Here is a 26,329-nt window from a genome sequence, read left to right on the forward strand (position 1 = left end):
TTATTCTATCTGATTGGAAACAATTATACAACCCACCTAAAAATAAAAAACGGTCAGCGGGGTAGCTGACCGTTTTTCGGAGAAGGTATTTCGTTTCTTATGGGGTGTAGCAAAAACTATATAATGTATTGGGGGGGTTTACGATTATTAATATACCATGCCTGAGAAAATAAGTGTGCACAAACATCATTTTTTTACGAATCATTTTTTATGCATATTTTCTCTGTTACACCACAGGCAACAAAAAAGCACAGATCCCCGGGCAAAAACTTAGATATTTTACCGGATCTCTGTGCTTCTACTCATATCAATGCTTAGATCGTATCAGCCTCTGCATCAACAGGAAACAGGCTTTCAAATTCCTTCTGTCCTATTTTCTCTTTTTCCATCAGCAGCTTACAGCAGGAATGAAGAACATCCTCATGCTTTAAGATAATCTCTTTCGCTTTTACATAGCATTCATCAATGATTCTCTTTACTTCATTGTCAATGGTATTGGCAACCTGACCTCCGTAATTCTTGGTATGAGCCAGATCTTTACCAATAAACACCTCGTCGCTGTCATTGTCGTAATTAATCATACCAACCTGGTCTGACATTCCATACTGGGTAACCATGGCTCTGGCAAGAGCAGTCGCCTGCTTAATATCCTGGGAAGCACCTGTGGTAATATCGCCGAAGATAATCTCTTCTGCAATCCGTCCGCCTAAGTCTACCATAATATCCTGCAGCATCTTACCCCTGGTGTTAAACATATGGTCGTTTTCAGGAAGAGGCATGGTATATCCTGCAGCACTGACTCCCGTAGGAATAATGGAGATGGTGTGAACCGGTCCTTCATCCGGAAGCAGATGGAAAAGGATTGCATGCCCTGCTTCATGATAGGCTGTAATCTTCTTCTCCTTCTCCGTGATAATCTTGCTCTTCTTTTCTGCACCGATTCCCACCTTTACAAAGGCTTTATCAATATCAGACTGATTAATATACTTCTTGCTGTGCCTTGCTGCATAAATGGCAGCTTCATTCATCAGATTCTCTAAGTCCGCGCCGGTAAAGCCCGATGTGGTCTGAGCGATTCTTTTTAAATCCACATCCTCTGCAAGAGGTTTCTCCTTGGAGTGGACCCCTAAGATCTCCTCTCTTCCCTTCACATCCGGTCTCCCCACGCTGACCTTACGGTCAAAACGTCCGGGTCTTAAGATAGCCGGGTCCAGAATATCCACACGGTTGGTCGCTGCCATTACAATGATTCCTTCGTTGATTCCGAAACCGTCCATCTCAACAAGAAGCTGATTTAATGTCTGCTCCCTTTCATCGTGGCCGCCGCCCATTCCGGTTCCCCTTCTTCTGGCAACTGCATCGATTTCATCGATAAATATAATACAGGGAGCATGCTTTTTACCCTCTTCAAATAAATCTCTCACCCGGGAAGCACCCACGCCCACAAACATCTCTACGAAATCAGAACCGGATATAGAGAAAAAGGGAACGCCTGCTTCTCCAGCCACCGCTTTTGCAAGAAGTGTCTTTCCTGTTCCGGGAGGTCCAACCAGAAGAATACCCTTGGGAATACGGGCTCCTACTCCAGTGTATTTCTGCGGATTCTTTAAGAAATCCACAACCTCTTCCAGTTCCTCTTTTTCCTCTTCAAGTCCTGCTACCTTGCTGAAGTTTACTTTGTTGGCATCCTTGGCAAGATGAGCACGGCTCCTTCCAAAATTCATCATCTTGGCATTGGCGCTGCCCGCTCCGGCTCTTGCATTCATTAACATAAACAGAAAAACCAGGGCTACCGCTGTTAAAATAATGGGAAGGGTAACGACCAGAAAAAGATTCTCTTTCTGAACGGCATCCACAGTATAGGTAATTCCGTTCCGGTCCAGAAGGTCCTGGATTTCAATTACATTGGATACATTGGCCTGTTTTGATGAACCGTCCGTCATAGTCATCTCGATTCTGCCGGTCGGGGGCGGATCGTTCTGTTTGACTGTGGCTGAAGTTATGGTCCCATTGTCTATCGCCTGCATAAGTTCCTGGTTTGTAATGATTCCGCTCTTTTGGGGCAGTCTACTGGCAAATAAAAGCATAATAGCCAGAAGGAGCAGGAATCCCAAGCCTTTAAATGGTTGCTGTTGTTTCAACATGCTGCCTCCTTATTGCTGTTCTATCACTCCAATATATGGCAAATTCCTGTATATCTGATCGTAGTCAAGACCATAACCGATGATAAACTCATCCGGCACGGTAAAGCAGGTATACTTTACTTCAACCTGTTTCTTCACACGGCGCTCCGGCTTATCAAGCAGGGTACATAACTCCACGCTGTTTGGATTTCTCTGTTTTAAAACCTCAATTAAGTAAGAAAGAGTATTGCCGGAATCGATGATATCCTCCACAATCAATACGTCCTTGCCTTCAATCGGGTCATCCAAATCCTTTATTATTTTCACGATTCCGCTTGATACAGTTCCGGATCCATAGCTGGAAACAGACATAAAGTCCATGGTTAACGGCAGCTCAATCCTCTTTGCCAGTTCACAGGTAAAGAAAACGCCTCCCTTTAAAATGCAAATCAGGTGAAGGGGCTTTCCCTTGTAGTCCCTGCTGATCTCTTCCGCTATTTCCTTAATTCTTGTTGCTATCTCTTCCTCTGATAGCATCACACGTATCTTGTCATCCATTAACTTTTCCTCCGTCTAGCTGCATTTGTATTACTGTATGGGTATCATCTGTTATCTTATAGTATTCACTGATCCGGTATCCGATTACCCATAGGACATGGGAACCTTCCGCAACAAGTGGAATTTTTCCACGTTCCTCTCTGGGAACCTTGGCATCGATCAGATATGACTTTAATGTCTTTCTTCCGCCACCGGCCAGTGTCATGTAATCTCCGGTTTCCCGATACCTCACAGAAAGTGCACATTTGATTTTATCATAATCAAACCATTTCGTATACCCGTTTTTGGGAATTTCCATGCCTTTTTTGTAGGAAAAAACAGAAAAATCCACATTGGGAAGACAAAACTCCCGGTGGTTATCCACCAGATCTTCGACATTTTTCTTTCTTATCCACATTTTCTTCCCGGTTCTGACCGCAATCAGTCCTCCGGGCAGGTCAATCTGCCTGCCTGCAGGACCAAAAAGAAGCGCTGCCGCGCTTTCCACATGAATCATGGTAATATCTTTCATGGACTGATTGACAATTCTGATCATACACCGGATTACATAGTTTTTTATAATGTCATCCTCATTTAGGAGTAAATCCGTCTCAATTCCGCAATGAACAACAGACCCGGTTTTATCTTTTTTCCTTTCTCCATGATTCTTTAAAAGAATCTCTGCCTGCTTTTCCAGGTAGGCATCTGCCTGGGCTGCCATTATCCCTGCATGAAGAATGTTCTCGCCTGCTCTTGCATTGAGCTGTTCCTTCACCTGGGGAAGGATTACTTTTCTGATCCGGTTTCTGGCATATTCGATGCCATTGTTGGTTGAATCCTCACAATAAGATATCCCTTTTTCGCTGAGATATGCAAGAATTTCCTCTCTTCCCACGCACAAAAGAGGGCGCACAATCTTCCCTCTCACAGGGCGCATGCCCCCCAGCCCTTTTAAACCGGTTCCCCTGAACAGGTTATATAATATTGTCTCAGCCTGATCATCTCCATGATGAGCCACTGCTATTTTTGTCCCGTTTAACTGATTTCTTTCCTGTTCAAAAATCTCATATCTCAAATATCTGCCCGCTTCTTCCACAGACATTCCATGGTCTTTCGCATAACCTGCCGCATCTACATAAACGCAGGAAAAGGGCACTCCCAGCTTTTTAGAAAGTTCCCTGGCATAGTTACTGTCTCTGTCCGCTTCTTCTCCTCTTAACCCATGATGAACATGCACTGCCTTTAATTTTAAATCAAATTCCTGCTTCATTTCATTTAAGATTACAAGAAGACAGACAGAATCGGCTCCTCCGGATAACCCCACGATTACATGGTCTCCCCGGTCAAACAGCTGGTTCCGTCTGACATATTCCAAAATCGTCTTGTACATTCAGCCACCTTCCTTAGTTGATTTTCTCCCCTCTCTAACATAAATATACCCGCAAATCATATCTGTTGCAATTATTATTTTCGTTTCCATATCCCGGCAGTCAGCACTGTCATATCATCTGCAGCACTTTCCGTAAATGATCTTGCAAATAACAGAATCCGGTCTGCCATATCCTGGGGATTCTTTACCGGCATTCCTGCAATGAATTCCTGCAGCATCAGCTCCTTATCATCTGCAGGCAGCGCATCCAAAACGCCGTCACTTACCATAATGACCCGGTTATCGTCCCAAAGCTTCTTGGATAAAAGCACCGGCTCTACCGGGCTTAATATACCCATGGGGACTTCGCCTGCCTCCATCCGCTCCACGCCTCGTTCGCTGCGGATATAGGTAGCTGCCGCTCCCAGTTTCATGGCTTCCATGATTCCGGTTTTTAAATCGATGCAGCATAAATCCAATGTGGCCGGATGCTGGGATATTCCGGTGAGAAGCAGTACCGTATTGACCATTTTAAGTGCCGCCCGGGTGGAGAATCCTGCCTCCAGAAGTCTCTGGGTCAATTCAATCACCTGCCGGCTCTCTTCCTCCGCTATTTTACCGCTTCCCATGCCGTCTGACAGGCTCATGATCACCTGGCCGGGCTGAACATGTCCAAAGGTATAGTTGTCTCCGGATATCTCTTCTCCGGTTTTAATGGCCTTAGCTGCACCATAAATAATCTGGTAATCTCCCTTTTCAACAAAGCGGATGGTATCTGGCGACCTGGTAACCAGGGTTCTACCGTCAGGAGCTACCGTCCACTCCCCATCCTCCATGGCATCCTCTAAAATCTCCGCTGCCTCCTTTACTGTAACGCAGCGTCCGTTTAGAGTCCTCATGGTAAGATAGGCCTCTCTCTGCTGATTCTCATACTCCAGAAGCAGCATTTTCTCTATCACAATATGATTCTTACGGAATGCCCGTCTGATCTCATCCTCCCAGTCAGGAGTAATGTCAATGGCATTCTCCACCTGATGGGAAAACTCCTCCAAAATCACTGCCAGCTCTTTAAACTGCACAATAATTGCATCTCTGCTTTCCAGAAACCGGTTCTTCCACGCAAGATTCATGGTTGCCCGGCCAAGGCCCCGGTTTAAATGAACCAGGTACTCCTCTTTTCTTTTACAGCTTTCCAGAAAAAAACGGGGCATGTCCCCGTAATCTACGCTTCCCTTCTGTTCAAACGCACGAATTAAATACTGCAGATAATACTGGTTGTCCTGTTCCTTACCGGGATATACAATACATTTATTGCAGCCTGCGCATACCATTGCTGCAGCAGTCTCAAGTGCTGCGATCCCATCTTCCTTTGTAAGTCCCTGTTCTGCGGACAGCTCATCTGTGCACGCTCTGGCAAGCTCTCCAAGCGAATTTGCCATGTCGTTTAATCTCTTTGCCGTATATACATTCACATCAGCCATATCGTGATGTGCCGCTTTACGTCTGAACACAAAAATCCCTCCTGCCTGTATCATGCTTTAAACCATTATATACAGGGCGAAGGGAAATTTTTGTCAAAACTGCTGATTCAAATTTAAAATTGTACGACAGAATATCACTTCTTCTGCGGCTTCAACAAAATCTCATCGGGTTTTACAAGCCCCAGCTTCTGTTTCGCTACTTCTTCAATATACTGCTTTGTCTGGACATATACCCGGTATTCTTCCAGTTCCTTGGCACGGTTCTGCTCCTTGTCCACCTGCGCCTGAAGATTCTGCAGGCGGTACTGATATTCCAGTTCTTTCTCCTTCAGCGAGGCGCCTTCTATCGTGACAATCACTGCGAGACTGAAAACCACAAAGGTTATTCCAATCAGAGTCATGCGGTTGCCCCATCTATCTTTTCTTTTCCTTCTTGACTTTCTCATCTCTCTCATACACTCACCAGTTGTTTCTATTGCCGCTTTTTTGGTCGGATCCACTTATCCATTCTTATTTTAAGATATTTCTGAAGGTTTTTCAAGGATTTTAAGAAAAACCTGCTGACCAGCCGGTCATATAAAAACATCCCCAGAAAAATCCCGGCTATGACATATCCTCTTAATCCTCCGTCATTTTGCTCATACAACAGGGAAAATGTCACCAGTGCGGCATAAACCCAATAGATCATGTCCTCGATTCCTGTGAACACATAGGAATGGGGAATAAAAATACGGAAAATTCGCAGCAGGTCATATGTCATCATAAGCCCTGCACCTGTTAAAAAGCTGTAGAGCAGAAGTTTTACTTCATATACGATATGAACGCTCATATGACTCCCTCTGGATTTTATTTAAACAGCCTGGACAAAAGGGACTCCCCCGATCTGCGCAGAGCCTCATTGGAGGAATAGTTCAGACTTTCAATGCTGCCGTTTAAATCCAATTCTCCCTTTTCCAGAGTTAACCGGCTGACATGAAGATCCTTCCCCTTTAACGTCAGCAGACCCATATCCGTATCCAGCACTACCTGGTTTTCATCAAAGGATACCACATCCCGTATTCCGGTCATCGTACTGGAAGCACGATTATCTATTGTCAGCCTGTGAGGGCGTACGCTTATCTTTTCTTCCATAAAAAAACCTCCTAATATACCTTATAAAGTATATTAGGAGGCAAGCTCCAATATTCCTGAAATTGATCTTTTGTATCAAATCAAAGGCTAAAGATAGCGATAAAGCTCTTTTGCCTCATCTTTTTTTACAGTTTCCGCGACATCAAGAACCTCAACCTTAACGGAACTGGTGCCGAAATGGATTTCGATTACATCACCTTCCTTAATATTTAAGGAAGCTTTTGCAGGTTTTTCATTTACAAGCACACGGCCTGCATCACAGGCTTCGTTTGCTACGGTTCTTCTCTTAATGATTCTGGATACTTTAAGAAACTTATCAAGTCTCATGGATTATGCGTTCACCATATCCTTTAATGCCTTACCTGCTTTGAACTTTGGAGTTTTGGAAGCCGGAATATTCATCACTTCACCGCTCTTAGGATTTCTTCCTTCTCTTGCGGCTCTCTCAGATACTTCGAATGTACCAAAGCCAACTAACTGGATTTTCTCGCCCTTAACTAATTCTTCAGATATTACATCTGTTAAAGCCTTCACTGCCTTTTCTGCATCCTTTTTGGACAGCTCTGCTTTCTCTGCAACTGCCGCGATTAACTCTGCTTTGTTCATTGATATCTTCCTCCTAGAATGTAGCACCAGGCTACTAATTTTCTCGTTGACACGATTACTATATCATTTATAGCTGTTTCTCCTGTTTTTGTCAAGGTTTTTTGCTGTTTTCACGGGACTTCTCCTGCATTTTTATCTCATTCCAGACAGCCTCACCCTCTTCTGACGAAATCACCTTTTTATCGCCAAAAACATGTGGATGCCTCCGGATCATTTTTTCGCAGATTCCACTTACCACATCATCAATGGAAAAGCATTGATTCTCCTTTGCAATCTGACTATGAATCATTACCTGATATAAAACGTCTCCCAGCTCCTCGCAAAGGTTGTCCATATCCTTATGGTCAATTGCAAGAAATACCTCCTGGCTCTCTTCCTCCAGATGCTTTTTTAAGCTCTCATGAGTCTGCTCCCTGTCCCAGGGACAGCCATCCTCCGACCGCAGTTTATTTGTAATATCCACTAAATCTTGAAAAGTATACATACAAGTACCCTCCTTTTCTCAATTATAACACATAACGGTCAGCTCCGGAGGAATTCTGTTCCATTTCTGAAGATTTTCTGACATTTGTTCCGGACCCCTGTTAAAAATACGGTATATCTATTATAATGAGTGTTAATTTAATAAACCGGAGGTAATCATGAAACATTTTAGTATATGGAAGCGGATCGCAGCCTGTCTGCTGTTTCTTAACATTGTATTGAGTGCCTTTACACCTGAAATTATAACTCCCGGAAGGACTGCCGATGAATTAGTGGCCATGCGCATGGGCATCGGCACCTCTTTAAATATCGGACCTGGAAGTAAACTCTTTCACGGTGGAAGCCTTTCTCTTCTGGCAGATTATGACAACCGCCAGATGCTTTCCATGATCCTGCAGGATAAAGACGGCGCACTGGTGGTCATCGACGGCGGCTGGGATATTGATGCGGATCATTTAAGCGATGTCATCCAGTCAAAAGGAGGACATGTATCCGCCTGGTTTATCACCCATCCCCATTCAGATCATGTGGGAGCACTGGTTAAGATTTTAAATAATCCGGACCGCAAGATCACCATTGACCATGTATACAGCTCCCTGGCGGACCAGTCGTGGTATGACAGGGTAGAATCATCCCGCTCACAGATGGCTGCTGATTTACGTTCAGCATTAACCAATCTTCCGGCAGAAAGTCTCCATACCGTAAAAAAGGGGGAGGAGATCCAGATTGGCTCCATAAAAGCCAGGGTTCTTAATGATCCCTACCTTCTGGATGCGACATCAGTTAACAACAGCTCCATTGCTTACAAATTTTTCTTAAACAACGTGAGCATTCTGGTACTTGGAGATATGGGACCTGAAGCAGGTGAGCTCCTCTTACAAGAAACGGGCGTTTCCGGTTTAAAAAGCGATATTGTCCAGATGTCACACCATGGCCAGTACGGTGTAAACCGTGATGTTTACGCCGCTATAAAACCTCAGATTGCATTATGGCCCTGTCCTCTCTGGCTGTGGAATAATGACAACGGCGGGGGAATCGGAAGCGGCGACTGGAAGACCCTGGAGACCAGACAGTGGATGCAAGAGCTGGGTGTAAAAGTTAATTACTGTATTAAAGATGGAGACCAGATTATCTACTAACCCATGAAACCTTAATTAAAACGGCAGCCCAACTCATATCTGGCTGCCGTTTTTTAGCTTTGCTCCTGCTGTATTAATCCCCGCCCGGGCCATCCCGTCTTGGTCTTTCTGATTCTGGCAGCGGTTCTACATAAAAGCCATCTTTGTAGGGATCCGTATCGATTTCAGGAATATCGCCATCGCTGTAGTCGTCTTCTTCTGGCATAAAAACTCTCATATTATCACCTCCTTACCCTTCCATCTGCCGTCCTAAAAATCCTGCCGCTGTTGTTGCAAGTTTTGTTTCCATATCCCCAAACCGGGCTCTTGGTTCCCTGCTCAAAAGAGCTACCGCTCCAATCGCATCACCTTCGCAGATAATAGGTGCTACAACCTGTGCCGTTATTCCTTCCAGAGTTTCTCCTGTTAATGCAATAAATCCTTTATCATCTTTTCCTGCCACAACAACTGAGCGCTCATTGATGACAGCCTCAAGCTGTTTGCTGATTGTTTTCTGAAGGAGTTCTTTCTTTGATCCGCCCGCCACTGCAATAATCTGGTCCCGGTCACTGATGCATACGGTCAGTCCGGTCGTCTGGGCCATAGCTTCTGCATACTGGGATGCGAAAGCAGTCAGCTCCACCATCGGAGAGTATTTTTTTAATATAATTTCACCTTCTCTGTCTGTAAATATCTCAAGCGGAGTTCCTTCTCTAAGTCTGAGTGTTCTTCTGATCTCTTTCGGTATTACTACACGTCCAAGATCATCAATTCTTCTTACAATGCCCGTTGCTTTCATATTTAATATTCCTCCATCGTGTGCATTTTAATATCACTGATATTATTTTGCTTCGAATACACCAGATTATACTTAACTCTGCCATATTTCCCAAAATTTAAAATCAGGGTCAGACTTAAAATTTAAGTCAAACCCTGATTCTCACTGATAATTATAATGTTTTACGAAGAGGGATATATTCCATTCCCAGATCAAAAATCACCTTGCCTGACACGATGGGGAACTTCTTTTGAAGAGGATATATATGCCTCATGTGCCACTTTTGCTGCCTCACTGTCGGGGACAGGCGCCACAAATCTGTTTTCAAAAGAACCATAGCGCTGAATGGTTAATTCATCTGAAACTCTCTGGAGAAGATACATGCCTAAAACGTCCATAGCTACCACCTTTCTTCGAAAAAAAATGAATTGAAGTAAGAAAGCATCCGGGACTAAATCCCACTTCTACTATTAGTATATCACATAATAACAAAAAATCAACAAGACAAGCCATGTTTTTTTAGTTATTATTTCTATATTTTTCTATTATTCAGACAACTGTCCGATCTGCCTCAAGATAATCTCCGCCTGGGTTATCATTGTGTCAGTTGTCGCATTTTTCTTCCGGTCAAGATAGGCAAACTTCGGTTCTTCCCCCATGTGGAATTTCAAATCACCCCGGTATTCTTCAATAATCTTTGGAATTCCTTCCACCTTCAGCTTAGCATTTTTATACATCGTCAGACGGATCTCCTGACGGTTTATATTGACCTCAGTAACATATGCGCTGTGTGCAAGGGCCTTTAATGCCGCTACTTTAAGAAGATTCTCAACCGGCTTTGGCATCTCGCCGAAACGGTCCATCAGTTCATCCTGCATATCCATATGCTCATCTTCATTTTCAATGGCAGAGATACGCTTGTAAATGTCAAGTTTCTGATATTCATTTTTAATATAAGATGTCGGAATATAGGCATCAATATCACAGTCTACCACAGTTTCGTAGGTATCCTCTTCCCGTCTTACCCCCTTCAGTTCCAAAACCGCCTGGTTTAGAAGCTTACAGTATAAATCGTATCCAACCGCCTCCATATGACCGTGCTGTTCCGCACCCAGGACATTGCCGGCTCCCCTTATCTCCAGATCTCTCATGGCAATTTTTATACCGGAGCCAAGCTCTGTAAATTCCCGGATTGCCTGCAGACGTTTCTCTGCCTCTTCCTTCAGCATTTTATCCCGTTTATACATGAGAAATGCATAAGCGGTCCGGCTGGAACGCCCTACCCGGCCTCTTAACTGGTAAAGCTGGGAAAGTCCCATGCGGTCTGCATCCTGAATAATCATCGTATTGGCATTAGAGATATCAAGCCCGGTCTCAATGATCGTTGTACACACCAGAACATCAATTTCACCATTTACAAAATCAAACATGATCCGTTCCAGTTCATGCTCATGCATCTGTCCATGGGCAAACGTAACCACCGCTTCAGGAACCAGCTTTGCAATATGGTTTGCCACCTCGTCAATATTATTGACCCGGTTATATACATAATAGACCTGACCTCCCCTGGACAGTTCCCTGTGTATTGCTTCCCGCACCATCTCGTCGTTATGCTCCATCACATAAGTCTGTATGGGCATACGGTCAACAGGAGGTTCTTCCAGAACACTCATATCCCGGATTCCAACCAGGCTCATATGAAGAGTCCTTGGGATGGGAGTAGCTGTCAGGGTGAGAACGTCTATATTTTCCTTTAACTGTTTGATCTTTTCCTTATGTGCAACACCAAACCGCTGTTCCTCATCAATAATTAAAAGTCCCAGATCCTTAAACTGCACATCCTTTGATAAGACCCGGTGGGTGCCTACCACAATATCCACCATTCCCTTTCTTAAATCTTCCACAGTTTTCTTAATCTGGGAAGAGGTCTTAAACCGGGACATTAAATCCACACGCACCGGAAAATCCTTCATTCTCTGGGCAAAGGTATTGTAATGCTGCTGTGCCAGAATCGTAGTGGGTACCAGATATACTACCTGCTTCCCATCCTGAACCGCTTTAAATGCAGCCCTGAGCGCAATCTCAGTCTTACCATATCCCACATCTCCACAGATCAGCCGGTCCATGATCTTTCCGCTTTCCATATCTGTTTTGGTTGCTTCTATTGCATCCCACTGGTCTTCGGTCTCGTCATAAGGAAACATCTCTTCAAATTCCTTCTGCCAGACGGTATCCTCGCCATACCGGAATCCGTGTGTCTGCTGTCTGGCCGCATAGAGCATGACCAGATCCTTTGCAATCTCTTTTACTGCCCCCTTAACCCTGGTTTTGGTCTTGTTCCACTGGTCTCCTCCCAGCCGGTTCAGCTTTGGTTTCTTTGCTTCGGCACCTGCATATTTCTGAATTCCGTCAAGACGTGTGGCAGGAAGATAAAGATTACCGTTATCGGCATATTCCACCTTTAAGTAATCCTTAATCACCCCGTCCTGCTCAATTTTTTCGATTCCCCGGTAAATTCCCAGCCCATGATCCTCATGTACCACATAATCCCCTACGGAAAGGTCGGAAAAATTCTGGATTCTGGTACCTTCATAAACCGTCTTTTTCCGTTTGCGCTTCTTTTTCTCCATACCGAACATATCACCTTCGGTAATAACCAGAAATTTAATCATGGGATACTCAAAGCCCCGATGGATATTACCATGGGTAACCAGGATCTCTCCTGGTTTTACCTCATGCTCCCCGTCCTGGTCGTCCGGACAGTAGGCGCGTAAGTCGTATTCCCTTAAATCCCCGGCAAGACGGCTGGCTCTGGTCCTGGAAGCAGAAAGAAGGATCACACGGTAGCCTTCCCGTTTCCATCTGGTTAAATCCTTAATCAGCAGCTCAAAACTATTCTGATAGGAATTTACGTTCTTTACCTGAAAGCTGTAGCGGTTTTTTACCACAAAGCCTGACAGTTTCTGTTCCAGGCCTGTTAAATACACGCTGCTCTTCATCTGAATTCTGGCCAGCATCTCCTTTGCCGGATAAAGAAGATTTGTCTGACCTGGCAGGAGATATCCGTTTTCCAGCCTGTGAATCATGCTCTCCCTGAATTCCGCCTCAACAACTTCTCCCTTTTCCTTAAGCCGCTCAGGTTCATCCAGGAAAAACACCGTACTCTCAGGGGAAAAGTAATCCAGAAAGGATACGCTGTCTTTGCAGAAATAATGAATATATCCGTCCAGGCCATGCTGTTTCCAGCCCTCTCTTAAGCCTTCCAATAGTTCTGATAGAATGGAACGGATCCTGGCTGCCTCCTGAATCTTTGACTGCGCCCGCAAATCTTTTTCGTATTTTTTCACTTCTTTTTGAAGAGCGTCAATACCATCGCTGATCTGCTGAGAGGTAAGAATCATTTCCGTTGCAGGATAGATACGGATCTCATCAAGCTGCTCGATTGACCTCTGGCTCTCTAAATCAAAGGTACGGATAGAATCCACCTCATTGTCCCAAAGCTCTATGCGGACAGGAAGCTCTTCTGTCAGAGGAAAAATATCTATGATTCCTCCACGGACGGAGAACTGCCCCATTCCATCCACCTGTGCCATCCGTTCGTATCCAAGCTCTGCAAGCCGTTTTTTCCATTTCTCCACATCAATGATCTGGCCGCCCTCAACCAGAAGTGTCTGCTTTTTCATATCGGCCAGAGGCATCAGATGATCCATCAGTCCATCAAAGGTTGTAACCACCCACCCTGAGGATTGTTCCATTAAATGACGAAAAACCGCCATTCGCCGCTTGGTCAGCAGGTTTCCATGGATATCCGCATTGAAAAACAGCAAGTCCCTTGCAGGATAAAGCCACACATTGGAATCGAAAAAGCGAAGATCTTCATAGATTTCGCCTGCCCTGGTATCGTCATAGGTCACTACCAGTTTCAGACCTGCCTGCTTTGCCGATTCATACATCAGATGAGCTTTCTGGGAGTCCATGCAGCCGCTTGCTATAACCGGCCCGGCCTTCTTTGCAAGATCAGAGCAAAGGCCTTCGAAATCCCTTAGTTCTCTTAATGGTTTTTCAAATAGATCGTTCATGAAATCTCCTTATTTCTTCCTGTTGAAATAATTCATCGCCTGATCAGCCCCGTCTTCCACCATCATGACTGCAGCATCTGCTGCTGCCTGGTAAGCATCCGCCATAATCATCTCCTGCTCTTTAGGGAAATGCCCCAGCACATAATCTGCCAGATCCATCTCTTTTGGTTTTTCACCAACGCCCACCCTTATTCTGGGGAATTCCTGGGTTCCTAAATGCTGAATAATATTTTTGAGACCGTTATGCCCTCCGGCACTTCCTTTCTTACGAATCCGAAGCTGTCCCTCTGTGAGATTGATGTCATCGCAGATAATAATAATGTTCTCCGGCTCTACCTTATAATAGTCAGCCATAGAGCGGATGCTTTCTCCGCTTAAATTCATATAGGTCTGAGGTTTGGAAAGAATCACCTTCTGGTATCCTGCCATTCCCATCCCGTAAACAGCCTTATGTTTTTTTTCCGTAATCCGGATTCCCAGTTTATCCGCCAGAACATCAATAGCCTCAAAGCCCACATTGTGTCTTGTTTTATCATACTCTCTTGTTGGATTACCCAATCCTGCGATGATGTACATGATAATTCTCCTTATTATTTTCTATATTAACTACAGTTGCATTTCATGACTGATCCGGGTGTTAAATGAACGCCCGAAAAGCGTTAGATTTCCCTAACAGGGGTACCTAACGCGATTCCTATCATTTTAACAGTTCCGGCAAAGGATGTAAAGGCAGAATCACAGAATAATTTAATTCCATTGAAAACCAGCATTCCGGAAGTTATAATGTAGGTAATTGAGAAAGGAACCTGACATGGAACAAATTAAAAATTCTTACCAAATGATCCTTCTAAGTTCACTGACTAAAGTATTTACCGATGAAGAGCCCGTGTTTTATCCGGAATGCTGCCGCCTTAGCGGTCTCTGGGGAGAGACGGTTTCATTTCAGGCCGCCTGCTCTTTCTCCGGAAACGAAAAGGAAACAATGGAAGTTACTATTGATTCTCCTCTAAAAAGATATATAAACATCCGCCAGGTGATTTCTGTCCCCTCATCCTATCCTTCCCACGAGAGACGGGACAGCAATTATCTGCGCCACACACCAGGTCTTTATCCCGATCTTCTCCGAAACCCGGACCAGAATCAGCTTGTACTGATACCCGGCAAATGGCAGAGCCTGTGGATCGAGATTACTCTCACCAGTGAAATTCCTGCGGGCATTTATCCCGTCACGATTTCCATAATAAACGGGGAAAAACAGACAGCCGCCTCTGTCACTGCCAGGATCGAAGTTATTTCCGCAGCACTGCCCAGACAGGAACTCATTCATACCGAATGGTTTCATGGCGACTGTCTGGCTGATTATTATCAAGTCCCTGTATTTTCAGACGAGCACTGGGAAATCCTTGAAAATTTTATTGCTCTTTATGGAAAACGGGGCATGAATATGATACTCACCCCCATCTTTACACCGCCGCTTGATACCGCCAGAGGCGGGGAACGGACCACCATTCAGCTGGTGGGCATAACCGAAGCAGACGACAGCTATCAGTTTGATTTCACCCGGTTGAGGCGATGGGTTACAATCTGTAAAGCCTGCGGAATTAAATATTTTGAGATGGCTCATCTGTTCACCCAATGGGGTGCGGGCTTTGCACCAAAGATCCTGGTTACTAAAAATGGAAAAACCGTGAAGCGGTTCGGGTGGCATACCCCTGCCTTAGGGGAATATACCTGCTTTCTCAATCAGTTCCTTCCGGCACTGATTGAGGAGTTAACGCTTCTGGATATTCTTAATGACACCTGGTTTCATATCTCAGACGAACCACGAAACGCCCATTTAGAATCCTATGCCGCAGCCAGAGAATCCGTTATGAGACATTTAAAGGGCTGTAACGTGATCGATGCTCTTTCAGACTATTCTTTTTATGAGGCAGGTCTGGCCGAGCGGCCTGTTTGTGCCACCGACCATATCGAACCGTTTTTACAGCATGGTGTTCCTCATTTATGGAGCTACTATTGCACCGCACAGTGTGTCGATGTAGCCAACCGTTTTATGGCCATGCCATCACCACGAAACCGGATTTATGGAATCCAGGTCTATAAGTTTGGAATGGAAGGAATCCTTCACTGGGGTTTTAACTTCTATAATTCCGAATATTCCATGGAACATATAAATCCCTATCTGGTCACTGACAGCGGTGGAAGTTTTCCCTCCGGCGATGCATTTTTAGTTTATCCCGGAGCAGACAGGCATCCGGAAGAATCCATCCGTCTTATGGTTTTATACGAAGCCATACAGGATCACAGAGCATTGAAGCTGTTAGAACAATATATTGGCAGGGAGGCTGTCATAACACTTTTGGAAGAGGACTTGTCGGAACCGATAACATTTAAGACTTATCCAAAATCAGCCGCATATCTGATATTGATCAGAAATAAAATCAACCGGGCCATAAAGCAGCATATCGAAAGAAAAAGATGATGAAAATGGTATATTGTACCTTGTCATATCTCCAGGCATTATGATAGAATAATACCGTTGCGCTTATATAAGTTCAAAATTGGTTGAACGTTTCTACCAACTACCTCAATAGTTGACTATAAGAGTTAGAAGGAAAAAGGAGTGATGTTCATGAAGGAAGCTTTAAAAAAATATGATGTGATCATCATCGGTGCAGGCCCCTCCGGCATTTTCTGCGCCTATGAACTGATCGAGAAAAAACCGGATCTAAAGATCCTTATGATTGAGAAGGGCCGCCCAATTGAAAAACGTACCTGTCCAAAACGTACAACCAAAGTATGCGTAGGCTGCAAACCCTGCTCCATTACCACTGGATTTGCAGGTGCAGGAGCATTCTCAGACGGAAAGCTATCGTTATCCCCGGATGTAGGAGGGAACCTTCCTGAAATACTGGGATATGATAAAACCGTGGAACTGTTAAAGGAATCTGATAATATTTATTTAAAATTCGGCGCTGACACCAATGTATACGGTGTGGACAAGCAAAAGGAGATCCAGGAGATCCGACGCAAAGCCATTAACGCCAATTTAAAACTGATCGAATGCCCCATCCGCCATCTTGGCACGGAGGAAGGCTATAAAATCTACACCCGTCTGCAGGAGCATTTGCTGGATCAGGGCGTGGAGATGGAATTTAATACCATGGTGAAGGACATCATGATTGAGGATAATCAGGCAAAGGGAATTATCACTGATAAGGATGAGATCTATGAGGCATCTGAGATCGTTTCTGCCATCGGCCGCGAAGGATCTGACTGGTTCAGTCATATCTGCGGAAATCATGGAATTGAGACAAAGGTGGGAACCGTTGATATCGGAGTCCGTGTTGAAGTCAGAGATGAAGTAATGGAATTCTTGAATAAGAATCTTTACGAAGCAAAGCTGGTTTATTATACACCAACCTTTGATGATAAAGTACGTACCTTCTGTACCAATCCCTCAGGAGAAGTAGCGACGGAATACTATGAAAACGGACTGGCAGTGGTCAATGGACACGCCTACAAGTCCCAGGAATTTAAAACCAATAACACGAATTTTGCGATCCTTGTATCAAAAAACTTTACTAAGCCTTTTAAGACACCGATCGAATACGGAAAGCATATCTCACAGCTAAGCAACATGCTGTGTGACGGAAGAATTCTGGTACAGACCTTCGGTGATTTCCAGAGAGGCAGACGTACCACAGAAGAGCGCTTATGCCGCAACAATATCATTCCTACTTTAAAGGATGCGGTTCCCGGCGATCTGTCTCTGGTATTTCCTCACAGAATTATGGTTGATATCAAAGAGATGCTTCTGGCTCTGGATAAGGTTACACCGGGTATTGCCAGCGATGAGACTCTTCTTTATGGCGTGGAGGTTAAATTCTACTCCAATAAAGTCGTTGTTAACAGTGATTTTGAAACCAATGTTATGGGACTTCGCGCCATCGGAGATGGTGCGTCTGTAACCAGAGGTCTTCAGCAGGCTTCGGCCAACGGAATCAGCGTTGCCAGAAGTATTTTAAGCAAATTAAATTAAAGTGTAAAAATGGGGGGTGTTGCCCCCCTAATTTTACGCTTATTGTTTTTGCACCCATAATTTACCCCCCATTCCATATATAAATTAATGAACCTTATTAATTTTACTTTTTATCTCCCCCACCAACTCATGCACCGTTGTACACGGCCACATCTCTGATGGCTTAAATTTACCATCTCTAATGCACTGCTCAAGTTTCTGCTGTGCAATTTTAATAGCTTTCTCTTCATCACCATTCTTACAAATTTTACTGTAAATATTGTTGTCAGCTTTGGAATACTTTTGTCCTGTTCTACTTTCATACACTTTACCTAACTCAGAACAACACGTCCATGATTCCAGCAGTGCAGGCATGGAACCAAAGTAGGCATAAATCCAGATTTCAAAGCATGGATTCGACCAGCCTACTCCGATTCCTTTTTCTCTTGCTTCATTAATTATAATATCGAAATCTTTCACTTGATCTCTATCAAACACAATCCACGGCATGCGATACTGTGCTTCATATACTGTCAATTCCATACATTTATCTATCATATCTCGTGTTTTGGTCTCAACTACACGAATTACTAGCTTATCTTGAAGCTCATAAGGCAGACTATCATGTAAGCCATTAAAGTAACATCGTTCTGTAGCCTCCGTATCTGTAACAATTAGATAATACCCCAATTCGGGTACTCTGATCTTATTTCGTTGTTCCCTTGTTTTCCGATTACCTGTTCTTTCGTTTTTTGCCATCTTACCCCTCCTTAAAAATGTCAATACTCTTTAAGGTTGGAATTGCGCCGTACTTACCAATCAGATAATTCTTTTCGTAACTCTCATCCTTCCTAATTCTAGTTCCATCTTCATCTACAAAATCTGCCAGTGAATATAAAGTTGATATGCCTTGATGATTTTTATCAGTAAACCAAATCTCATCACGTCTAAGCAATAAATTTGATAGCTGCCAAGTATCATGAGTTGTGAATACCAGCTGTGCATGATTTACATTTATTTGTGGATTTAAAAATGTAAGAATAAAGTTTCTTACCAGTAGTGGGTGTAATCGTGCATTTAATTCATCTATAAAAAACACGCTTCCTTTGTTGATTACTTCCTGTAGCTCTGGATATAAGGCAAACATTTTTAAGGTTCCTGCAGATTCCATAGCTAATGGAATTTCTGCCATATCATCCGAGTCTATCTTTTTATGAAGTGCACTAATTTTATATTTACCTTCTTTTGAGTCTCCCTCTGCCGGAATTTTTTCAACACGAAAATCTTTAATGTTTTCATCAAAAGATGCAAAATATTCAACTACTTTCTTTTGCACGTTTTTATCTTCTACAAATTCTTTTGGCAATCTTCTTGACATGAAGAAATTGGTAAACACATCTCCAAAATCCGCAAATTGATTTGTAAAAAACCAATCACGAATTGCTTTGCATTTTGCAATCTTCAATTTGGCGCCCAATGATACAATCAAAACCTGCTTTTCTAAAGCAACTTCAATATTCTCTCTGCTGTTTTTGGGTATACCAATAAGATTCAAAGTATCCTCTGAACGATAAAATACAGGGCTATATTTTCTTGCTGTTTTTGCTTTTACATTTAGCCATTCTTCTGTAATACCTTCTTTACCAATACAAAACCCATAGTTATATGATTTTTCCGCTTTATCACCAGGTATTGTAAAATAGATTTCAAAACTAGATTCTACATTTTCTGATTTACAGTCAAACAAAAACGGGGTTGGTCTATATTCTGTAAATTTTTCTTCTTCGTCACCGTACTTAAATGATTCTACTACATATTTTGTCATGTATTCAAACGCGTTGTAGACATTTGACTTTCCACTGGCATTTGCACCATAAATTGCTGCAACCGTAAGAATTTTATCATTGCCAATGCAAACAACACGTTCTGAGAACTCAGTCATTTTGGTTGCTGATAGGTCTAATGTAGCTTCGTCTCTGAAGGATTTATAATTTTTAAAATTGAATTGTATTAACATTGTATCCACCTCACCTTCTATTCTAAATTCTATTATACCCAATATTGGCATAAAATCAACACTCAAGTGTGAAATAATCTCATATATATGTACTTATTTTACATAAAAGCAAAAGCAGATTCCTAAGAACCTGCTAGATAGAGCAACTGATTTATGTTAAAAAGCAGGAGCATCGCTTTTGATATGTAATCATAAAGATTTCACATCATTTTGCAACACTCCCTTTTATTATTCTGAATGATTTAGATAATACCCAACTTTTTCATAGCATAGGCAACTCCATTATCTTCCACATTCTTTGTATAAAACGTAGCATAAGGTTCCAGTTCCACGCTGTGATGTCCCATGACAATACAGTTCTTTGCATACTCAAACATAGATAAATCATTGGTACTGTCACCGAATACATATGTATCCGCAAGTTCCACTCCATAATGCTCTATCACTGCTTCAATGGCAGTCGCCTTAGAGTGCCCTGCCGGAACGCATTCGTAGAATCCGCCTCCCCGGTTGATAATCTCAAAATCCAGTCCTAATTCCCGGGCGAATCCTTTCATGTCACTTTGCTCATCCTCCATAACGCAGAATTTATCAAAATCATAACAGTCATCATCCCAGCTATATGAAGAGCAGTTTCCCTCACGAGCTACATTTTCCTTCATGGTTCTGACCTTAGCGATCCGTGATTCCGTTTTATTAAAATAGCAGCTTTCTGTTCCCTCTAAGATTCCGTCAAGACCATATTTCAGAATCATTTTTTTAATCTTTATACCCGTTTCATGAGGAATTGTAGCGGAGTAGAGAACTTCTTCCCCCGCTACAATCCGTGTTCCGCAGCCGCAGCAATAGCCATCCACCTGTAGGAGAGACCGAATTGGACTGGTAAGGCAATAGGTACGTCCGGAATTAATAAACACCAGATGCCCTGTCTTCCTTGCCTGTTCAATGGCGTGTTTTGCGCTCTCCGGTACATTCCGGTTAATTTCCGAAAAAAGTGTGCCGTCAATATCAAAAAACAGGGCTTTTCTCTTCCCGGTCATCGGTCACCCCTAAAACAGATGGTACCGGCGGTTTCATCCATGCTTTCCACGATTGCCAGGGATTCTACCCGGATACCCTCGGAACGAAGGCGGTCTCCACCGGGCTGAAATCCCTTTTCAATAACAATCCCGGCTCCGATCAGTTCTGCACCGGAGTCTTTTACAATCGCTGCAAGTCCCTCCAGCGCTTTCCCGTTGGCTAAGAAATCATCAATCAGCAGCACCTTGTCACCGGCTCCTATAAATTCTTTGGACACCATCACATCATAGGTTCTGCCATGGGTAAAAGATTCTACCTGAGTGGTATAAACATCACCGGCTATGTTCTTCGTCTTGGATTTCTTGGCAAATACCACAGGTACATCAAAATATTGTGCTACGATGCATGCGATACCGATACCGGAAGCCTCAATGGTCAGGATCTTGTTGACTTCTTCATCTGCAAATCGTCTCTTAAACTCTTTTCCGATCTCCACGAACAGCTTAATATCCATCTGGTGATTTAAAAAGCTGTCTACTTTCAGTACGTCACCGGACTTGATCTTTCCGTCCTTCCGTATTCTGTCCTTTAAAAGCTGCATAAAGGTTCCCCCTATGGTATGTGATTTATTCCGTTATCTTTGCGTTCTCTTTTAAGAAATCCAGAACTTTGTTGCTGATGATATAATCATCCACTTCATACTGTCCTGCAGCCTGGACCATGCTGTCTACATTTTCATAGCCCATCTTCTGTGCCACATCTTTGCGGTCATCATCGCTGACCGTGATTCCCTCTTTATCAGCAATTGCATTTAATACCAGTCTCTGTTTTACGATTCCTTCCGCCTGGGTCTTCACCGTATTTCTGAAGTCTTCTTCCTTCATTCCGGTAAACGCTGTGATAAATGAAGAGAAATCCATACCATAGGATGCTGCCTGGTTGGTATATCTGGCAATTACATTCTCAACATTGGCATCAATGGCTTCCTGATTCGCTTCAACCTTAGAATTTGCTAAAACAGCTTCATAAATGCTGCCTTTCACATTCTGATCTGCCTCATCATTCTTATTCTGGATCAGCGTCTGTTTCTTATCTTCCTTATATTCATCAACTGTCTTGAATTTTGTGTTTTCCTGAACAAATGCATCATTCAGCTCAGGAGTCTGCTTTTCCTTAATGGTATTGACTGTTACCTCAAATACTACCGGTTTTCCAGCCAGATCCTTGTTGTTGTATTCTGCCGGAAATGTAAGATCCAAAGAACGCTTGTCTCCTTTTTTTGCTCCCACCAGGCCTTCTTCAAAGCCAGGGATAAACTGATTGGATCCAATGGTTAAATCATAACCCTGTGCAGTCCCGCCATCAAATGCAGTCCCGTCTTTCTTACCAACGAAATCAATGTTTACCACATCGCCAGACTGTATGGCACGATCTACCTCTACATCTTTTTCATGAGCGGCAAGATCACTGTCAATTGCCTGCTGCACTTCCTCATCTGTCACTTCAACGGCATCTCTTTTTACTTCAATGCCCATGTAATTCCCAAGAGTAATGGTTCCGTTATCCACTTTTGATAAATCTACAGACGGTACTGTCTCCTGAGCGGAGGATTCCGTTGCTTCCGTGGATTCCGGTGCTGCTGTCGTTTCAACCGCCGGTTTTTTGGAACAGCCGGTTACAATAGCGGCGGCAATAAGACCGCACATACATACATTTAAAATTTTTTTCATAATACAATCCTTTTTCCTTCTAAAATTATAGATCAAAATCGCACTGCTTCCTGTCAGTTATACCATATCAGACACAGTAAAAAAAGCACTTTCCTGAAATTAACAAAAATTTCAATATTCCGTTATTATTTGTAAAAAGCCCGGAATGCTTTGTATGTATTGTAAACATCCAGTTTGGAAGAAAGCTCAAAGGGAGAATGCATGGAGAGAATCGGCACTCCTAAATCCACTACGTCCACATCCATCGCTGCCACATACTTGGCTATGGTTCCGCCGCCTCCCTGGTCTACTGCGCCCAGCTCACCAATCTGCCAGTATACGCCTTCCTTGTCCATCATGGCTATTACCTTTGCCATCAGCTCTGCACTGGCATCGTTGGACCCGGCTTTTCCTCTGACTCCGGTATACTTTGTCAGGACACAGCCTTTATTGATGTAGCAGGAATTACGCTCTTCATAAACGGACGCAAAGGTTGGATCATATGCTGCATTCACATCAGAGGATAAACAGATGGAATTACGCAGAACCGTTCTGACGTTTGCATGGGCCATCTCTGCCAGATCCTCAATATAATGAAGTACAAAATGGGAGTTTAATCCGGTATTGCCGTCTGAGCCGATCTCTTCCTTATCTGCCAGTACGGTTACTGTGGTATATTCCGGATTTACCGCATCAATCTCAGCCATAAGAGCGGTGTAGGCACATACCCTGTCATCCTGCCCGTATGCACCGATGATGCTCCGGTCCAGGCCCACATCACTGGCTTTTTGTGCCGGTACCAGCTCGATCTCTGCACGGAGGAAATCTGCTTCTGTAATTCCAAGGCGGTCATGTAACAGTTTCAGGGTCATCAGTTTTACAGGCTCTTTTAACTCCGCCTCGTCATTAAAAGGAAGAGAGCCGATGATAACATTCAGTTCCTCCCCCTTCAGTCCATCCCCAAGCTTTCTGTCATTTTGATCTGCTGCCAGATGGGGAAGTAAGTCTGTAATACAAAATACAGGGTCGCCTTCCTTTTCACCGATATTGACTTCCATCACTTCTCCGCTTTTCTTAATGATCACGCCATGCATGGCTAACGGGACCGTAGCCCACTGGTACTTACGGATTCCGCCGTAATAATGGGTCTTAAAATAAGCCAGATCGTTCTTTTCATAAACCGGATTGGGCTTTAAATCAAGTCTTGGAGAATCAATGTGGGCACCGTTCATGCGAAGCCCCTTCTCCAGCCCTTCTCTTCCAAACGTTGTTGCAAGGATTGCCTTGCCCCTGTTTATCTGATATACTTTATCACCTGCTTTGTAGGACTTTGTTGTGTCGAAAGGAACATATCCCTGCATCTCCAGCATGGCTGCAGCCTCTCTGACACATTCCCGCTCTGTCTTACCATTATCCAGAAATCTCTTATAACCGGTGCAAAACTGTTCTGCTTCTCCTATCTGTTCAGGTGCATCTTTTCCTATATGGGGAAATTTAAATGTTAATTCTTCCTGAAGAGTCTGTCCAATTGTTTTATCCATGATAAATAATCCTCCTTTGTTATTGGGACTGTGCCCTGTTGCTAAATTGCCGGACAGATCGTATCACTGTCCAAAACCAAAGTAAATGGTCCGTCATTTAATAATAAAACCTTCATATCTGCACCGAAGCGGCCGGTCTGTACCCGTTTTACGTAAGTACCGAAGCGGGCAGCTGCGTATTCATAAAGATGCTCTGCCAGCTGGGGAGAGCCTGCTCCTGCAAAACTGGGGCGGTTCCCTTTTCTGCAGTCTGCATAGAGCGTAAACTGACTCACTACAAGAAGCTCCCCCTCTACCTGGGATAGGGATAAATTGGTTTTCCCATTCTCATCCGGGAAGATTCTGAGTCTGCATATCTTATCCACCATCTTATCAGCAATTTCTTCCGTATCCGTATCGGAAACTCCCAGCAAAAGCAGGAAGCCCTTCCCAATCGAGCCGGTCTCCTGCCCATCTACGGTAACCGCAGCATGGGCGACCCGCTGTAATACAATTCTCATCTGTGTTCTCCTGTCTATTTTAATACCAGCCGCAAATATTCCAGCAGACTTTCTGTAGCCGCCTCACGGTAGATAATCTCCCGCGCAAGAATGGGATAGTCTGTAATGATATTATCCACTCCCAGCATCTTCATTCGCTCCATCTCACTCTTTCCATTTACAGTCCAGGCATGAACTGCCTTGCCCTTTTTATGGGCAGCCTCAACCAGCCGTTCATTGATGAAGCTGGAACGAAGGCTGATAAAATCTATGGAATCACTGGAATAAAAATCACCGTAAGCTGCAGAAATGATATAACCGGTCCGGATCTGGGAATTTGCCTTTTTGATTCTTACCAGATAGGAAAACCGGCTGGAGGTCACCACACACTGGTCCTCCATCTTATATTCTTCAATCAGCTTCCTCACCTTATCCGGCAGATCACTCTTATCACCCACGTTCTTAATCTCAATATTTAAATTGATCCTGCCTTTGCAGTATTCCATGGCTTCCTTTAAAGTGGGAATATTCTCCCCTCTGTATTCCTCTGAATACCAGGATCCCACATCCAGACTGCTTAAATCGTCGTAACGGAAGGAGGCGATGGTTCGGTTAATACCTGCCACCCTGTTTAACGTATAATCATGACCCAGAACTACAATCCCGTCCTTTGTCTCCTGCACATCTATCTCAGCAAAATCAGCCAGGTCATCCACAGACTTACGGAGCGCCGCCATGGTATTCTCCGGTGCTTCATTGGAACTGCCCCGGTGGGCTGTAATCTTCATCTCACTAAGCATATCTCCAGTGATAACGGAACCGTTTCTTAATACATAAAAGAGAGACAGCAGACAAAGCACTGCAGCGGATGCCATGATGATTCCCGCTGTCTTCCGGTTACCAAAAGGCTTTCCTTCATATCCGATTGCTGCCGCCTTTCTGGACATCCGGCTGTTAAACCGGAAATACTGGACACTGACTGCACCGTATTTACCCACAGCCAGAAGCATGCTGGAAAAGAAAATAAGCACCAGTTCAATCCAGTCACAGGCCGCGGGAAGCACAGCAAGTGCCAGTCTGTTATCTGTAAATAAGGTGACCGCAACCGCGGTAAGAAACACACAGAACCCGTAGAGAACAAAAAACGCAAGAATGACCGCCCCATAATAGCAAAGCATCAGGGGCAGAACTTCAAAAATCCTGCGTCTTAAAAGCCACCAGCTTTTCAGATACCCATCCCGAAACCGCTTCTGTTCGATCATACAGGTATGAAAGACATATAGGCCCGGAACTACAAAAAACAGGATTAAAAGAACCGATGATATCAGCATCACCCTGCCCCACGGCCGTCTTAACAGTTCAGAAGTAACAAAATTAATGGGTTTTACATGAGTAAAAACCCGATAGACCAGATACAGATTGGTAATAAAATAATCCGCCAGCACCAGTAGTCCCAGCTGCCAGTTTTTGCGGCGTATCTCATCGTATAGTTTTGATATTCCTCCTGCAAAAATCTGCCACAAAGTCAGCTTTCTGTAATAAAATGCTCCCTGATACAGGGTAATCAGACACCCCGTTTCCAGAAGCATGGTTAAAATCCCAAGAATCAGAAGAGCAGCAATCATTACTGCTGTCCATGGCTTCATTAGAAAAGATCCGATATTAGACGCAGTTAAATAACTGTAATCCGCCATTTTGAGCGAAAACTTAAGACCTGTATTTAAGGCAAACAGGTACAAAGGCGCTGTGACCAGGCGAAACAGCAGCGTAAAGATAAGACCATTCCTTTGATTATATCTGAGAATTTTAAATGTGTCTTTTGTTAATGTGCCCATAA

General features: G+C 43.7%; 26 protein-coding genes and 1 riboswitch. Of the genes, 3 read left to right on the plus strand and 23 right to left on the minus strand.

Features of this window, described 5'->3' with window-relative positions; translation table 11 throughout:
* Positions 1-314: 314 nt before the first annotated feature.
* The 10 genes from ftsH to CRO04_RS16760 all read right to left on the minus strand — a co-directional run bounded on the left by ftsH (position 315) and on the right by CRO04_RS16760 (position 7,731).
* Positions 315-2,141 (minus strand): ATP-dependent zinc metalloprotease FtsH, encoded by a 1,827-nt coding sequence (ftsH, locus tag CRO04_RS16715; RefSeq protein ID WP_097005497.1) that lies wholly within the window; start codon positions 2,139-2,141, stop codon positions 315-317.
* 12 nt (positions 2,142-2,153) lie between these two features.
* Positions 2,154-2,681, minus strand: a complete 528-nt coding sequence (gene hpt, locus CRO04_RS16720; RefSeq protein WP_097005384.1) for a hypoxanthine phosphoribosyltransferase — start codon at positions 2,679-2,681, stop codon at positions 2,154-2,156.
* Positions 2,674-4,050 carry a tRNA lysidine(34) synthetase TilS gene (gene tilS / locus CRO04_RS16725; protein ID WP_097005385.1) on the minus strand — a complete coding sequence of 459 codons (1,377 nt, stop codon included), beginning with the start codon at positions 4,048-4,050 and terminating at the stop codon, positions 2,674-2,676. The genes hpt and tilS overlap by 8 nt, the downstream gene beginning before the upstream one ends.
* Positions 4,051-4,124: 74 nt before the next feature.
* The gene (locus CRO04_RS16730) at positions 4,125-5,540 is read right to left on the minus strand and encodes a SpoIIE family protein phosphatase (RefSeq protein ID WP_330400868.1); all 1,416 of its coding nucleotides are present in this window, start codon (positions 5,538-5,540) and stop codon (positions 4,125-4,127) included.
* Positions 5,541-5,644: 104 nt separating this feature from the next.
* Complete coding sequence (locus CRO04_RS16735) at positions 5,645-5,965, minus strand: septum formation initiator family protein (RefSeq protein ID WP_097005387.1); 321 nt, start codon at positions 5,963-5,965, stop codon at positions 5,645-5,647.
* A 17-nt stretch (positions 5,966-5,982) separates the two neighbouring features.
* Entirely contained in the window at positions 5,983-6,339 is a 357-nt protein-coding gene (gene yabQ, locus CRO04_RS16740) for a spore cortex biosynthesis protein YabQ (protein ID WP_097005388.1), read from the minus strand.
* Between the two features lie 17 nt (positions 6,340-6,356).
* On the minus strand, positions 6,357-6,641 hold the full coding sequence (gene yabP, locus CRO04_RS16745) for a sporulation protein YabP (protein WP_097005389.1): 285 nt from the start codon (positions 6,639-6,641) through the stop codon (positions 6,357-6,359).
* An 87-nt stretch (positions 6,642-6,728) separates the two neighbouring features.
* Positions 6,729-6,968 (minus strand): RNA-binding S4 domain-containing protein, encoded by a 240-nt coding sequence (locus CRO04_RS16750; protein ID WP_097005390.1) that lies wholly within the window; start codon positions 6,966-6,968, stop codon positions 6,729-6,731.
* A 3-nt stretch (positions 6,969-6,971) separates the two neighbouring features.
* On the minus strand, positions 6,972-7,274 hold the full coding sequence (locus CRO04_RS16755) for an HU family DNA-binding protein (RefSeq protein WP_268875600.1): 303 nt from the start codon (positions 7,272-7,274) through the stop codon (positions 6,972-6,974).
* 64 nt (positions 7,275-7,338) lie between these two features.
* Complete coding sequence (locus CRO04_RS16760; RefSeq protein ID WP_097005391.1) at positions 7,339-7,731, minus strand: MazG family protein; 393 nt, start codon at positions 7,729-7,731, stop codon at positions 7,339-7,341.
* A 157-nt stretch (positions 7,732-7,888) separates the two neighbouring features.
* Here CRO04_RS16760 and CRO04_RS16765 point away from each other — a divergent pair, with 157 nt between their 5' ends.
* On the plus strand, positions 7,889-8,869 hold the full coding sequence (locus tag CRO04_RS16765; RefSeq protein ID WP_097005392.1) for a ComEC/Rec2 family competence protein: 981 nt from the start codon (positions 7,889-7,891) through the stop codon (positions 8,867-8,869).
* 73 nt (positions 8,870-8,942) lie between these two features.
* Here CRO04_RS16765 and CRO04_RS16770 read toward each other — a convergent pair whose 3' ends face one another.
* The 5 genes from CRO04_RS16770 to pth form a co-directional block, all read right to left on the minus strand.
* Entirely contained in the window at positions 8,943-9,086 is a 144-nt protein-coding gene (locus tag CRO04_RS16770; protein WP_097005393.1) for an AE-binding protein, read from the minus strand.
* Between the two features lie 12 nt (positions 9,087-9,098).
* Positions 9,099-9,647: a stage V sporulation protein T gene (gene spoVT, locus CRO04_RS16775; RefSeq protein ID WP_097005394.1), complete on the minus strand. Its 549-nt coding sequence runs from the start codon at positions 9,645-9,647 to the stop codon at positions 9,099-9,101.
* A 191-nt stretch (positions 9,648-9,838) separates the two neighbouring features.
* The gene (locus CRO04_RS16780) at positions 9,839-10,024 is read right to left on the minus strand and encodes a hypothetical protein (RefSeq protein ID WP_097005395.1); all 186 of its coding nucleotides are present in this window, start codon (positions 10,022-10,024) and stop codon (positions 9,839-9,841) included.
* Between the two features lie 147 nt (positions 10,025-10,171).
* Positions 10,172-13,705 (minus strand): transcription-repair coupling factor, encoded by a 3,534-nt coding sequence (mfd, locus tag CRO04_RS16785; RefSeq protein ID WP_097005396.1) that lies wholly within the window; start codon positions 13,703-13,705, stop codon positions 10,172-10,174.
* 9 nt (positions 13,706-13,714) lie between these two features.
* Positions 13,715-14,281 carry an aminoacyl-tRNA hydrolase gene (gene pth, locus CRO04_RS16790; RefSeq protein WP_097005397.1) on the minus strand — a complete coding sequence of 189 codons (567 nt, stop codon included), beginning with the start codon at positions 14,279-14,281 and terminating at the stop codon, positions 13,715-13,717.
* A 235-nt stretch (positions 14,282-14,516) separates the two neighbouring features.
* On the opposite strand from pth, the gene CRO04_RS16795 reads away from it, so the two are divergent.
* Together CRO04_RS16795 and CRO04_RS16800 are read left to right on the plus strand one after the other, a co-directional pair.
* Complete coding sequence (locus tag CRO04_RS16795) at positions 14,517-16,187, plus strand: DUF4091 domain-containing protein (protein WP_097005398.1); 1,671 nt, start codon at positions 14,517-14,519, stop codon at positions 16,185-16,187.
* A gap of 43 nt (positions 16,188-16,230) precedes the next feature.
* Positions 16,231-16,326: riboswitch (purine riboswitch) on the plus strand.
* An 11-nt stretch (positions 16,327-16,337) separates the two neighbouring features.
* Positions 16,338-17,747, plus strand: coding sequence for an NAD(P)/FAD-dependent oxidoreductase (locus tag CRO04_RS16800; RefSeq protein ID WP_097005399.1), 1,410 nt, complete (start codon positions 16,338-16,340; stop codon positions 17,745-17,747).
* Between the two features lie 84 nt (positions 17,748-17,831).
* Here CRO04_RS16800 and CRO04_RS16805 read toward each other — a convergent pair whose 3' ends face one another.
* From CRO04_RS16805 to CRO04_RS16840, 8 genes are all read right to left on the minus strand, one after another.
* Positions 17,832-18,485: an RloB family protein gene (locus tag CRO04_RS16805; protein ID WP_097005400.1), complete on the minus strand. Its 654-nt coding sequence runs from the start codon at positions 18,483-18,485 to the stop codon at positions 17,832-17,834.
* A 1-nt stretch (position 18,486) separates the two neighbouring features.
* Positions 18,487-19,743 carry an AAA family ATPase gene (locus CRO04_RS16810; protein WP_097005401.1) on the minus strand — a complete coding sequence of 419 codons (1,257 nt, stop codon included), beginning with the start codon at positions 19,741-19,743 and terminating at the stop codon, positions 18,487-18,489.
* Between the two features lie 242 nt (positions 19,744-19,985).
* Positions 19,986-20,783 carry an HAD family hydrolase gene (locus CRO04_RS16815; RefSeq protein WP_097005402.1) on the minus strand — a complete coding sequence of 266 codons (798 nt, stop codon included), beginning with the start codon at positions 20,781-20,783 and terminating at the stop codon, positions 19,986-19,988.
* Complete coding sequence (locus tag CRO04_RS16820) at positions 20,780-21,364, minus strand: xanthine phosphoribosyltransferase (RefSeq protein ID WP_097005403.1); 585 nt, start codon at positions 21,362-21,364, stop codon at positions 20,780-20,782. The genes CRO04_RS16815 and CRO04_RS16820 overlap by 4 nt, the downstream gene beginning before the upstream one ends.
* A 25-nt stretch (positions 21,365-21,389) precedes the next feature.
* Positions 21,390-22,493 (minus strand): trigger factor, encoded by a 1,104-nt coding sequence (gene tig / locus CRO04_RS16825; RefSeq protein ID WP_097005498.1) that lies wholly within the window; start codon positions 22,491-22,493, stop codon positions 21,390-21,392.
* 125 nt (positions 22,494-22,618) lie between these two features.
* The gene (locus CRO04_RS16830; RefSeq protein ID WP_330400871.1) at positions 22,619-24,013 is read right to left on the minus strand and encodes an aminopeptidase; all 1,395 of its coding nucleotides are present in this window, start codon (positions 24,011-24,013) and stop codon (positions 22,619-22,621) included.
* A 41-nt stretch (positions 24,014-24,054) separates the two neighbouring features.
* Positions 24,055-24,513 carry a D-aminoacyl-tRNA deacylase gene (gene dtd / locus CRO04_RS16835; RefSeq protein ID WP_097005405.1) on the minus strand — a complete coding sequence of 153 codons (459 nt, stop codon included), beginning with the start codon at positions 24,511-24,513 and terminating at the stop codon, positions 24,055-24,057.
* A gap of 14 nt (positions 24,514-24,527) precedes the next feature.
* Positions 24,528-26,327, minus strand: coding sequence for a glycerophosphodiester phosphodiesterase (locus CRO04_RS16840; protein WP_097005406.1), 1,800 nt, complete (start codon positions 26,325-26,327; stop codon positions 24,528-24,530).
* Positions 26,328-26,329 lie beyond the last annotated feature (2 nt).

Source organism: Lacrimispora amygdalina, assembly GCF_900205965.1.
Taxonomy (GTDB): domain Bacteria; phylum Bacillota; class Clostridia; order Lachnospirales; family Lachnospiraceae; genus Lacrimispora; species Lacrimispora amygdalina_A.